Origin of the sequence: Chitinimonas sp., assembly GCF_041904975.1 — a bacterium.
In the GTDB taxonomy this organism is placed as follows: domain Bacteria; phylum Pseudomonadota; class Gammaproteobacteria; order Burkholderiales; family Chitinimonadaceae; genus Chitinimonas.
Genome location: NZ_JAYRLZ010000136.1, coordinates 1 through 11168, shown reverse-complemented (window position 1 = coordinate 11168; position 11168 = coordinate 1). Strand labels below are relative to the sequence as shown.

The following is an 11168-nucleotide window of genomic DNA, read 5'->3' as shown; positions in this document are numbered from 1 at the left end:
GCCGATGCGGTCGCCAAAGCGCATGGCCTTTTCCAGCTTCACCTCGTTGCCGGGCTCCTCGAGGCCCACCGTGCAACGTAGCGATTCGGCCGAAATATCATATTTGAAGCTGCGCTCGGTCTTGGCCACCACCGTCATGCAGGCGCCGTTGATGGCAATGCTGTCGCCAATGGCTACATCGGCCAGCGACAGATGTTCGCTCACCACCATCACCCGCAGTCCCTCGCCTTCCAGTGGCTGTACGGTTGCAATCTTGCCGGTGGCCTGAACGATGCCGGTAAACATGGGTTGATCCTTTCCATTCAAATCTTCAAATTGCGCCAGCATGCCACGCACCGGCGCGCTGCCGGCGGGCACTGCCGCGCTGGGTGCAGGTGGAGTCGGCTTCGCCGTCGCCGCCTGCGGCTTGTTCGGGGTATTGGCCGGCGCCGGCGGCTTTGCCGCCACGGGTGCAGCAGGTCTGGCCTCGACAACTTCCGGCATGGGCGCAGGCCTGGCGCCAGCGCTGCCATCGACAAAGGGCATCACCTGATCGAGCACGCGGTCGGCAAAGGCATTTTCGTCGCCGGCCGGCGCCACCCGCTGCAGGATATGGCGTGCAGTGTGCTCCTCGTCCTGGCGGCAGATCACCCAGGCAGCCAGATGGGCCGCCGCCAACCTGCCACCGGCCGTGGCGATATTGCCATCGGCCCGGAATGCGGCCGGCAGGCAAGCGATGCCCGCTTCCTGCACTACCGCCTGATTCACCCGATCGACGCAGGCCGGCACTTTACCCAAGAGATGCAGGCCCGCCAGCATCAGTGCACCGGTGCATTGGGCGCCGATCAGCTGGCTTTCCGGATCCAGATGCAAACGCCCCAGCAATTTGCCATTGGCGGCATGCTCACGCATCTGCACGCTACTGGCAAACAGCACCACATCGGATTCATTGGCCCACTCCAATGGTCGCTGGCTGGCAATGATCACGCCGTTCACCGAGGTGATCTTCGGCGTGGCCGCGACGATATCGGCGCGCCAACCTTCTGCCCGCATCTGGTTCAGTATGCCCAGTGCCAGAAAGACATCGATTTCATTGAACCCTTCCAGGGTCACGATCGAGATGTGCATGTATCCGGTCCCCGTCGTGCAGCAAGTCGGGCGCGCTGCGCCCGCAACAAGTTCGCAGTGTAGTGCATGGCGCCGCCTTTATCGCAGTCGGCACGGCATCGGCCACCGCAGCCTTCAACCATGGATCGGGCCGGCCTGGCTCGATACGGCAAGATTGCGTGCCTGCCCGGGCGGCAACTCGTCAGCAAGCCTTTGCAGGCTGACAAAAAACTCGTTTTCTCCAAACGCAGTCGGAACAAAGCTGAGCACAGAAAAAGGCAGCAGCTTGATTTGCGCCAGTTGCGAGAGCAAGGCCATGAAGCTGTCCGGCGTATAGACATGCACATGGACATCCAGGTATTCGCCCGCCATCAGGCGATCAAAATACTGGCGCAAGCCAGCCTCGCCCAAAGACGTCAGCAAGCCCGGGTGCAGCAAGGGAAAATCCTGTGCCGTCTTGTCGCCGCGCCACACTGCCTCGACGGCGGCAGGGTCGTCCAGGCTGACCACATTGCAGGCAAAGTCGAGTATCTCGCGCACCGCCGGGCGGCGACGACCATGCAGGAAAGCCTCGAGCAAGGCCGGCAGTGCACTGAGCTCGCGCCGGATATCAAAGGTGAATCGCTTGTCGGGTATCGCCAGTGCCAGCCTGCCGCCGGGATTGAGTACGGCGGCAATTTCGCGCAACCAGCCTATGGTGTCCGGCACATGCTCGATCACATGCGAGGCGATCACATAGTCAAAGCGCTCGCCGCCCACCGCCTGTGGCAGGGTCTGCTCGCCCCACACGAAGTCGACATGGACCAGTTTGTCGACATCCACCGAGGCGTCGCCGGCAAATTTGGCGCGCAATCCCGGCGTATCCAGATGGTCGACATAGCGGATATTGCCCAGATGCGGCGGAACAATCGGGCGACACAGCGCACCGATCTCCAGCCCCGGCTGCGCCAGATCGATTCCGGCGAGCAGCTTGTCCACTCGTGCAGCGCCTGCCGCCATTGCATTTTCCCCGCCAGCCATCATCTGAACCCGGCTCCCAGCATCCGAAAGCGGCGAAGTATCGCGCGCTTCAGTCGGAGAGGCAAAGGCACGGGTGCCGGTACTTCCGGTTGTGGACGTTGCGCCTGCTCCATAAGTGGACGATGCAGCCACGGTTGCAGGCTGGCCAGTATCGCGTCGCGGCGCTGCGCCGCCGGCATATCGTCGGGCAGCTTCTCCAGCGTGATGAAGAATTCGATCTCGCCTGCCACCGTGGACTCGAATGCCGCCACACGCATCTGCAACAGCCCTGCCGCCGCCAGCTTGGCCAGCAGCGCCAGAACGCTGGCCGGCGTGTAGACATGCACATGCACGTCCATATACAGGCCGCCATTGATCAGGTTGAAGTAGTGGCGCAAGCCATCCTCGCCCAGCACCTCGATCATGCCGGGATGGTTGAGCGGCAGCTCTTGCGCGGTCTTGCTGCCACTGAGTATGGCGTGCAGCGCCACGCCATCGTTCAGTGCCACTGCATTGCTGAAGTGATCGAGCACTTCGCGAAACCCCGGGTGCCGGCGTCCGAGCAGGTAGGCTTCCACCACCGCGGCGAAACCAGTGTTCTCACGCGCGGCATCAAAGGTGTAGCGTTTATCCGGTATCACCAGCGACAGCTTGCCCCCCGGCTTGAGCACCGTGGCGATCTCGCGCAACCAGCCTATGGTGTCGGGCACATGCTCGATGACATGCGAGGCGATCACATAATCGAAACGCTCATCGCCCACTGCTTCCGGCAGGGTCTGGCTACCCCACACATAGCTGACATCGACGATCTGGTCGACGTCGACATTGGCATCGTTGGCGTATTTGCTGCGCAGGGTCGGCGTATCGAGGTGATCGACATATTTGATCGGGCCGATACCGGGCTTAACCACCGGCCGGCACAAGGCGCCGATTTCCAGGCCGGATTGCGTTTGTGGATCGATGCAACTGAGGATTTTGTCGTTTCTGTTCATGGTTTCAGTCGTCGCGCGTGTATCAACCCTAAACACTTATCAATTCGGACAGTTGAAGCGAGCGCCGTGCAGGATCGGCATCAGCCGCGCTTGGTGAAGCTGACGCCTTCGCGACCAAAGCCGCTGCTACGGTGCATTCGCCCGGCATCCTGCCCATCAGAACCGCAGCAAATAGCGCATATCCGCGCCGACTTGCCGCACCTCCACCACCTTGGGCGCCAGCTTGTCAGCCAGACTGTCGATGCTGAAGTCGGCAAGGCCCTGCGCCGCATTGCCCAGCAGCACCGGCGCCTGATACAGCAGCAGCTCATCCACCAAGCCACTGGCCAGCCAAGCGCCATTGAGGCGTGCGCCCGCTTCCACCGTCGCCTCATTGATGCCGCGCCGGCCCAGTTCCTGCAATAACGCCGCCAGATCGATGCGCCCGGCCGCATCCGGCAGGGCCACTACCTCGGCGCCCGCCGCGCGCAAGCCTTGCAGATGTGCTTCGCTGGCGGCGGCCACCGCCACCAGCACCTTGCCCGGTGCCGCCAGCAGGCGGGCGCTGGTCGGCAATTGCGCCCGGCTATCCAGCACCACCCGCAAGGGCTGCCGGCCTTGCCAGGGCTGGCCATCGATTTCGCGCACCGTGAGTTGCGGATCATCCGCCAGCACCGTGCCGCTGCCGGTGATCATGGCGCAGGAGCGGGCGCGCCAGCGCTGCACATCGGCACGCGCCTGCGGCCCGGTGATCCATTGCGATTCGCCATTGGCCAGCGCCACCTTGCCATCGAGGCTGGCGGCAATTTTCAGGCGTAGCCAGGGCCGGCCGCGCTCCATACTGCTGAGAAATCCCTTGAGCGATTCGCGCGCCTCATGGGCCAGCAAGCCGGTTTCCACCGCCAGCCCCGCCGCCTGCAGCCGCGCCCTGCCCTGCCCGGCTACCAGCGGGTTGGGGTCATCGATTGCCACCACCACCCGCGCCACACCGGCCTCGATCAAGGCATCGGCGCAAGGCGGTGTACGACCGTGGTGGCTGCATGGTTCCAGCGTCACATAGGCGGTGGCGCCCCGGCTCGATTCACCACGCGCGGCCGCATCGCGCAGCGCCATCACCTCGGCATGCGCCCCACCGGCCGCTTGCGAGTGGCCCTGGCCGATCACCCGGCCTTCGCGCACCAGCACACAGCCGACGCTCGGGTTGGGCGTAGTGATATTGCGGCCACCTTCGGCCACGCGCAAAGCCTGCGCCATCAAGGCGTGATCGATTGCTGAAAAAGCCATGTGGGGCCTCTCGAACCATTGCACAAGCGGCCGATGCTAGCACTGGCGCCAACTCTTGCCTGCTCCGCCTTGCGCCAGCTGTGGTTTTTGGCGCCAAAGCGACGTCGCGCCAGCCTTTGTGCACGATGCCGCTGGCAAGGATGGGCAAGTCGCTTTAGCATCGCGCCGCACCCCGCACCACAGCGCTGGCTACGCCCTACCCTCGTCGCTGGCGCACTATCCGAAATAAACCCGAATCCGAACCCGCCCATGCATCCGGACTTTATCGCCAGCAATGGCATCTATCTGCTCAACCACTCGGTAGGCCGTCCGCTGCGCACGGTCCAGGCTGACCTGGCCGAGCGCTTCCTCACCCCCTGGGCTGATGCGGCCGGTGACCCATGGGGCGCCTGGATGGGTGAGTTGCAGGCGTTCAACCAGGCGCTGGCCACCTTGCTGCATGGCGATGCGGCGCTGTTCTGCCCGCAAACCAATCTATCCAGCGCGCTGGGCAAAGTGCTGAGCGCCCTGCCCAAGCGGGCCGGTGCGCAAAAAATCCTGCTCAGCGAGCACGATTTCCCCTCGCTGGGCTTTGTTGCCGAGCAAGCCAAGCGCCTTGGTTATGAACTGGCCTGGCTGCCACGCGAGGCCGACCACACCGACCCACAGGCGTGGGCCGATGCGATGGCGCCCGATGTGCAGTGGCTGCTGATCACCCAGGTGCAATCGAATACCGGCGTACAGGTGCCAGTGGCCGAGATTGTGGCCGAGGCCGCACAACGCGACATTCTGACCGTGGTGGATGTGGCGCAATCGGTCGGCATCCTGCCGATTGACCTTGGCGAGTGGAATGCCAGCTTTGTCATCGGCTCCTGCGTAAAGTGGTTGTGTGGCGGGCCGGGTGCCGGTTTCCTGTGGGTAAACCCGCACCTGCTCGGCCAATGCCAGCCGGCCGATGTCGGCTGGTTTTCCCATGAAAACCCGTTTGAATTCGATATCCACCATTTTGCCTACCACCCAAGCGCCCTGCGCTTTTGGGGCGGCACGCCCTCGGTGCTGCCCTATGTGCTGGCCAGCCATAGCATCAACTATCTGAGCCGCCACGGCATCGCGCAGGTACGCGCCCACAATCTGGCCCTCACCCAAAGGCTGATCGATGGCTGCGCGCCGGCCCATATCGTGTCGCCGCATGGGGCAGCCCAGCGCAGCGGCACCGTCATCGCCCACTTTGGCGAGCGGCAGGATGCGGTGATTGCCGCACTGCGCGCCGCCCAGATCCGCTTTGATGTGCGCGGCCTCGGCCTGCGCCTGTCGCCGCATCTGTACAACAGCGTCGACGACATCGACACCCTGCTCGGCGCCATCCGTAGCGCCCTGTAAACCCGACTGGAGACACACAGCCATGATGACGCCCAATGCCCGCAAGTTTGACGACTGGATACGCAGCGCGTTTTGCCAGATGAATACCGAGCTGGAAGAGCGCTACTTCGCCCAGGACGACCGCAACCAGGTCGAGGGCATCGGCAATGACATCAAGGCCGCGCTGTGCCGCGAAGGCCAGGCGCTGATCGCCGATCTGGTGCGCGAGGGCAATACCGACGAAGGCTTCGAGCAAGGCTTCAACCTGCTCGGCAATGTCGGCTTTTATATGGCGGCGTGTAGCCGCCATGCCATCAGCGAAGCGGTAGCCGGCCCGGCGGCGCGGCAGCGCGAGGCCTCCAGCCTGGCGATGGAGCTGGGCGCCAGCCTCGGGGTGACACCGCGCTTTGCCACCAGCCACCTCACCACCCACAACCTGGCCATCGATGGCCGCTACAAGACCTTTACCACCCTGGCCGACGAATACATCTTCGTCGACTACAACACCATCGGCATCCTCGCCTACAAGCGCGCCGCCGACGCGCTATTGCGCATCTTGCCGCTGGGGGTATCGCACCCGATCACCGCACGGCTGCTGAACACCGCCAAGGATGCACTCGATGAGGTGATCGACAGCAATCAGGCCCTGTTCGCCAAGCTCGATATCGACCGCTTCTTCTTCAATGTGCGGCCCTATTACAAGCCGCACCAGGTCGGCTTCAATACCTATCGCGGCGCCAATGCCGGCGACTTTGCCGGCATCAATGTCATCGACCTGCTGCTGGGCCTGTGCCAGTCCAACCAGTCGTCCTATTCGCAGCTGCTGGTCGACAAATTCCTTTACATGATGCCGCAGGACCAGCTGATCCTGCGCGACACCATGCGCCAGCAAAGCCTGATGAACCAGTTCATGGCCGCGCTCGATGCGCAGCAACAGCAGGCGCCGTGGTTCAAGCCCAACGCATCGGCCTTCCTGGCGGTGCTGGAAGCACACGGCACCGGCGCCAGCCAGCACCACGATCAATTGGTCGGCAAATACATCAAGCAGCCGGCCGACCGCATTCCTGAAGCCAACCACGGCAACCTCACCGCCAGCGGCCCGCCGCTGCCGGTGCTGCTGGCGGCGCTGGAAAAGCTGCGTGACCAGCGCCGCGCCGCCCAGCGCGACGATATTGTCACCCGCTACGCCGATGTACAGCGGCTCAAAGCCGCCGTCGAATCCGGCGCTGACTGACGCGACAAGGAGAGCAAGCCATGTCGTTTATCGGCAATGTCATCTGGTTTGTATGCGGCGGCCTGTTGATGGGCCTGAGCTGGTGGCTGGCCGGCCTGCTGGCCTTTGTCTCCATCATCGGCATACCCTGGGGCCGCGCCTGCTTTGTGATCGGCAGCTTCTCGTTCTGGCCGTTCGGTCGCGACATCATCGACCGCGCGCAGCTGAGTGGCCAGCACGATATCGGCACCGGCTTGCTGGGCACCCTGGGCAATATCATCTGGTTCGTATTGTTTGGCCTGTGGCTGGCCATCGGCCACCTGATGTCGGCCCTGGCCTGCTTTGTCACCATCATCGGCATCCCATTCGGCCTGCAACATATCAAGCTGGCCGTGCTGGCGGTGGCACCGATCGGCAAGACCATCGTGGACAAGCGCTAGGGAAATACTCAAGCAACAGCATTGCAAAAGCATCGCCACCTGGTGTTTGCTGCCCGACAGCTGCGAGCGCCCATGCTTGAGCGGTAGATCGGAATTCATTCCGACAGCAGCAGGCAATACATGACCACGACCCGACAAGCAGCAACACTGCCGCGCCTTTGGCGCAGAAGTCGATTCGTTCAAAGCTGCCCCAGCACGCTCGCCGACCATCCAATGAGGAAATCGCCCATGCGCATCGCCATCATCGGCAATGCCGGTTCCGGTAAATCCACCCTGGCCAATTGGCTCGCCACCCAAGTGGACGGTGCCGCCCGGCTCGATCTCGACACCCTGTACTGGGAGCCCGGCCAAATCGCCGTGGCCCGCCCGATCGAGCTGGCCAGCGCCGATCTGGCGCGCTTTTGCGCCAACCATGCCAGCTGGGTGATCGAAGGCTGCTACACCAGCCTGATCGAAGTGGCACTCGGCTTTTCACCCACCCTGGTATTCCTGGACCTCGACGCCGAGCAATGCCAGCACAACTGCCGCCAGCGCCCGTGGGAAGCCCACAAATTCGCCTCCGCCGAGCAACAGGACCAACACCTGCCATTTTTGCTGAACTGGGTTGGCGACTACTACCAGCGCGATGGCGATATGTCGCACTCCAGCCATCAAGCCTGCTTCGCGGCTTATGGCGGACCCAAGCTGGCTTTGCGGCAACGGCCGCAGCTACATCCGGCGGAGGCGGGGATTGCAGAATTGTTTGCAATGAATGGTGCTATTTCGCTGTAATCGCCGGAAACTTACTACTGCAGCGTAGCCATCGCCATCCATTCGAACGGCATGAATATCATTGCCATCGTCCTTCATATCGGCGCAGCAAAAGGAATACATATGCACCTTCTCTATCCTTGTGATCCCTTTAACAAAATGAAGCCTGACGAGGCGTACGAGGAAGAGTTTTCAACTGCTCAACACGCCGGTTTTACTTGGTTTCCTTTCTCTTATGAAGATTTTGAACTTGGCGAATTCAAACCGCGCCCAAAACCTGCTTTTGCGGGTGAAATCCTTTATCGCGGCTGGATGCTAACGTCAACTCGTTACGCTCAATTGCAAGGAGCAATTGAATCATTAGGCGCAACTGTCGCCGTTTCTGCTGAGCGCTATCGCCAATGTCACTATCTTCCGGAGTGGTACGAACGGTGCAAAGACGTTACCCCCAAAACGATCGTGCTTTTAAAAGACGATGATTTCGCGGCAGCGCTATCCACGACAGGTTGGAGCGCTTACTTCGTTAAGGATTTCGTCAAATCGCTTACCACATCACGAGGGTCTGTTGCTCGAAGCATTTCGGAAGTCCGAGAGGTGGTCGATCTCATAGAACGCTATCGCGGCCAATTGGAGGGTGGCGTCTGCATTCGCGAGCTCGAAAATCTGTTGCCGGAAACAGAAGAACGATATTTCGTTTTCCGTGGCAAAGCGTTCGCGCGTGACGGTGTTGTTCCGGAACTTGTAAAGGATGTCGCTCGCCGGATCGATAGCCCATTCTTCTCTATCGATGTCTTGCTGAACAAGGAAGGCACAGCCAGGCTTATTGAGCTCGGTGACGGCCAAGTGTCGGACCGAAAGAAATGGTCAGCTGAGGCTTTCATCGAGATGCTATCAGCCAGCCTGACCAATTGAGTTGAATGCACTGATACGCAACAGCTACCACCCATATTGGGTTTCATTACACCAATCCATGCCCTACATCACCTGCCGCAATCGCTCATACCCCGAGCGGCTAACCGGGATGCGCTGGCCGTTGCGCAGGCAGGCGACGTAGCCGTCGCTGCCATTGCGCTCCAGCCCGACGAGGCAGGCCAGATTGATCAGATAGGAGCGGTGTACGCGCACGAAGCTGGCCGGGTCGAGCCGGGCTTCCAGATCAGACAGGCGCTGGGTTTTCAGGTGGGCGCGCTGGCCGGCATGGATGCGGATGTAATCATCCTGCGCTTCCACGTAGTCGATGGTATCAACCGGCAGCACGTGCACCTGTTCGCGCTCGCGTATCAGTACCCGGCTCAGGCGCTGGCTGTTATCGGCCAGCAGCGCATCGACGCTCGGCTGCGCCTCGCCGCACAGGGCGCGGGCTTTGCGAAGGGCTTCATCGAAACGGGTCGGAGAGAACGGTTTGAGCAGGTAATCCACCGCGTGCAAATCGAAGGCTTTGAGCGCGTGGGCGTCAAAAGCGGTGGTGAAGATCACGCCGCTGCGGCGCTGGGTGGCCTCCAAGACTTCCAAGCCGCTGAGCTTGGGCATCTGGATATCCAGAAACACCAGGTCCGGATTCAGCCTGCCGATTTCCTTCACCGCCTGCAGGCCGTTGTCTGCCTCGCCGACGATGGCGATATCGGGGTGGCTGCGCAGATAGTCGCGCAGCAGCGCGCGGGCCAGCGGTTCATCATCGGCAATCAGGGCGGTTAGCGTCGTGCTCATGAGCGTGTCGCTTCCTCAAACGGCAGTGCCAGTTCAACGGTGAAGTGGCCATCGTGTTGTTGCCAGGCCAGGCGGGCACGGTTGCCATACAAGCTGGCAAGCCGCTCGCGTAGATTGCGCAGCCCTTGCCCATTGCCGGGCAAGGCGCTCGTGGCGGTGGCATCGACCGGGTTGCGCACCGCCAGATGCAGCCAGCCATCACGCAGCAAGGCTTCCAGCTGCAGCGTGCCGCCATCGTCGAGCTGGCGTATGCCGTGCTTGAGCGCGTTTTCCAGCAAGGGCTGCAGGCATAGCGGCGGCACCATGGCCGGCCGTGCTGCATCGGCAATCTGCATGTCGACTTGCAGCTTGGGGCCGAAGCGATGCTGCTCGATACGCAGATAGTGCGTACACAGCGCCAATTCGTCGGCCAGCGGTATGGCGGCTTGGGTAGCCACCAGCGAGGTGTGGCGGAAGAATTCGGCCAGATCGACAATCATCGCTTGGGCGGCGGGTAGATCGAGGCGCGTCAGGGCGCTGATGGCATTGAGGCTATTGAACAGAAAATGCGGGTCGATCTGGGTGCGCAGCAATTGCAGCTCGGTATCGCGCGCCAGCAGGCGCGCCTGCTGGGCACGGTCGGTCGCCTCGCGGGCAGCAAGGGCAGCGGCGTGCATTTCGTGCGCCAGAATCGACAGCAGATAGGCTGTACCACTGGCGAGCGCCAGCGCCACCCGCCAGCTTGGTGCCAACTCAAGCGCCGGGCCGCTGTGCATCATGGCTTGGCTCGCCTCATTCCAGCCCAGGCCCAGCAATAGGCCCAGCACCGCAGCGACCAGGCAGGCGCCGCCGCGCACTGCGACCGCATTGAAGGCAGCGTGCCCGGCAAACGGCAAGGAGCGGCACACATGGTAGGCCGACAGCACTACCAGCCCGAAACACAGTGAAAACGGCAGGGCAAACAGCGTGGCCGCCGGCAAGCTGCCGGCGCCAGTCAACCACAGCAGGCAAGCGAGCAGCGCGCCCACCAGTGAGGCAAGCGCGCTGTAGCTGATCAGGCCACGCAAGCTGGCCAGCATCGGGTGCATGCGGCGCGGCCCTAGTTACGCACCATCACGCCACCCATCACCACTTCGCCATCCAGATACAGCGTCTTGTTGGCATGCATGGGCGGAATGCTGCGATCTTCCACGCCGCCCAGTGTAGGCGACACTCGCACCACCAGGCGCCAGTCGGCTGGCACCAGGATCTCGATACCGCCGAACACCGCATTGAGTTTCAGATGCGCCTCGCTCACCATCGAGGCGGCACGCAGGTCCAGCTGTATGCTGCCCATCACGGCAGACAGCTCGCCGCCGGTGAATTCGGGCGAATCATTGCGCAGCGCAGCGCCACTGAGGG

General features: G+C 62.3%; 12 protein-coding genes. 5 read left to right on the top strand and 7 right to left on the bottom strand.

The genetic code is table 11. From position 1 onward, the window contains the following. The 4 genes from ACE3OH_RS13255 to ribD form a co-directional block, all read right to left on the bottom strand. Window positions 1-1107, bottom strand: a 1107-nt coding sequence (locus tag ACE3OH_RS13255; RefSeq protein WP_374353474.1) for a hypothetical protein, incomplete at its 3' end; no start/stop codon positions are given. Between the two features lie 114 nt (window positions 1108-1221). Continuing rightward, complete coding sequence (locus tag ACE3OH_RS13250; protein ID WP_374353471.1) at window positions 1222-2064, bottom strand: class I SAM-dependent methyltransferase; 843 nt, start codon at window positions 2062-2064, stop codon at window positions 1222-1224. A gap of 41 nt (window positions 2065-2105) precedes the next feature. Beyond that, a complete protein-coding gene (locus ACE3OH_RS13245; protein ID WP_374353468.1) occupies window positions 2106-3077 on the bottom strand; it encodes a methyltransferase domain-containing protein in 972 nt (323 codons plus the stop codon). 156 nt (window positions 3078-3233) lie between these two features. Next, window positions 3234-4340: a bifunctional diaminohydroxyphosphoribosylaminopyrimidine deaminase/5-amino-6-(5-phosphoribosylamino)uracil reductase RibD gene (gene ribD / locus ACE3OH_RS13240; RefSeq protein ID WP_374353465.1), complete on the bottom strand. Its 1107-nt coding sequence runs from the start codon at window positions 4338-4340 to the stop codon at window positions 3234-3236. A gap of 249 nt (window positions 4341-4589) precedes the next feature. Between ribD and ACE3OH_RS13235 the strand changes: the two genes are divergently transcribed. From ACE3OH_RS13235 to ACE3OH_RS13215, 5 genes are all read left to right on the top strand, one after another. After that, the gene (locus ACE3OH_RS13235) at window positions 4590-5699 is read left to right on the top strand and encodes an aminotransferase class V-fold PLP-dependent enzyme (protein WP_374353462.1); all 1110 of its coding nucleotides are present in this window, start codon (window positions 4590-4592) and stop codon (window positions 5697-5699) included. Between the two features lie 22 nt (window positions 5700-5721). After that, complete coding sequence (locus tag ACE3OH_RS13230; protein ID WP_374353457.1) at window positions 5722-6912, top strand: monodechloroaminopyrrolnitrin synthase PrnB family protein; 1191 nt, start codon at window positions 5722-5724, stop codon at window positions 6910-6912. Between the two features lie 20 nt (window positions 6913-6932). Continuing rightward, on the top strand, window positions 6933-7331 hold the full coding sequence (locus ACE3OH_RS13225; protein ID WP_374353454.1) for a YccF domain-containing protein: 399 nt from the start codon (window positions 6933-6935) through the stop codon (window positions 7329-7331). Window positions 7332-7559: 228 nt separating this feature from the next. Next, window positions 7560-8102 carry a hypothetical protein gene (locus ACE3OH_RS13220; RefSeq protein ID WP_374353451.1) on the top strand — a complete coding sequence of 181 codons (543 nt, stop codon included), beginning with the start codon at window positions 7560-7562 and terminating at the stop codon, window positions 8100-8102. 51 nt (window positions 8103-8153) lie between these two features. Next, window positions 8154-8993, top strand: coding sequence for an ATP-grasp domain-containing protein (locus ACE3OH_RS13215; RefSeq protein ID WP_374353448.1), 840 nt, complete (start codon window positions 8154-8156; stop codon window positions 8991-8993). A 63-nt stretch (window positions 8994-9056) separates the two neighbouring features. On the opposite strand, the gene ACE3OH_RS13210 is transcribed toward ACE3OH_RS13215, so the two are convergent. The 3 genes from ACE3OH_RS13210 to ACE3OH_RS13200 form a co-directional block, all read right to left on the bottom strand. Next, a complete protein-coding gene (locus ACE3OH_RS13210) occupies window positions 9057-9788 on the bottom strand; it encodes a LytR/AlgR family response regulator transcription factor (protein WP_374353445.1) in 732 nt (243 codons plus the stop codon). Then, window positions 9785-10855 carry a sensor histidine kinase gene (locus ACE3OH_RS13205; protein WP_374353442.1) on the bottom strand — a complete coding sequence of 357 codons (1071 nt, stop codon included), beginning with the start codon at window positions 10853-10855 and terminating at the stop codon, window positions 9785-9787. Before ACE3OH_RS13205 ends, ACE3OH_RS13210 begins: the two co-directional genes overlap by 4 nt. Before the next feature lie 11 nt (window positions 10856-10866). Further along, a partial coding sequence (locus ACE3OH_RS13200; RefSeq protein WP_374353439.1) for a hypothetical protein occupies window positions 10867-11168 on the bottom strand: 302 nt, incomplete at its 5' end.

Bases quoted from the DNA above. Each gene is read 5' to 3' on its own strand.
- ACE3OH_RS13245 (WP_374353468.1), bottom strand. From the start codon at position 3,077: ATGAACAGAAACGACAAAATCCTCAGTTGCATCGATCCACAAACGCAA.
- ribD (WP_374353465.1), bottom strand. From the start codon at position 4,340: ATGGCTTTTTCAGCAATCGATCACGCCTTGATGGCGCAGGCTTTGCGC.
- ACE3OH_RS13235 (WP_374353462.1), top strand. From the start codon at position 4,590: ATGCATCCGGACTTTATCGCCAGCAATGGCATCTATCTGCTCAACCAC.
- ACE3OH_RS13230 (WP_374353457.1), top strand. From the start codon at position 5,722: ATGATGACGCCCAATGCCCGCAAGTTTGACGACTGGATACGCAGCGCG.
- ACE3OH_RS13225 (WP_374353454.1), top strand. From the start codon at position 6,933: ATGTCGTTTATCGGCAATGTCATCTGGTTTGTATGCGGCGGCCTGTTG.
- ACE3OH_RS13220 (WP_374353451.1), top strand. From the start codon at position 7,560: ATGCGCATCGCCATCATCGGCAATGCCGGTTCCGGTAAATCCACCCTG.
- ACE3OH_RS13215 (WP_374353448.1), top strand. From the start codon at position 8,154: ATGAATATCATTGCCATCGTCCTTCATATCGGCGCAGCAAAAGGAATA.
- ACE3OH_RS13210 (WP_374353445.1), bottom strand. From the start codon at position 9,788: ATGAGCACGACGCTAACCGCCCTGATTGCCGATGATGAACCGCTGGCC.
- ACE3OH_RS13205 (WP_374353442.1), bottom strand. From the start codon at position 10,855: ATGCACCCGATGCTGGCCAGCTTGCGTGGCCTGATCAGCTACAGCGCG.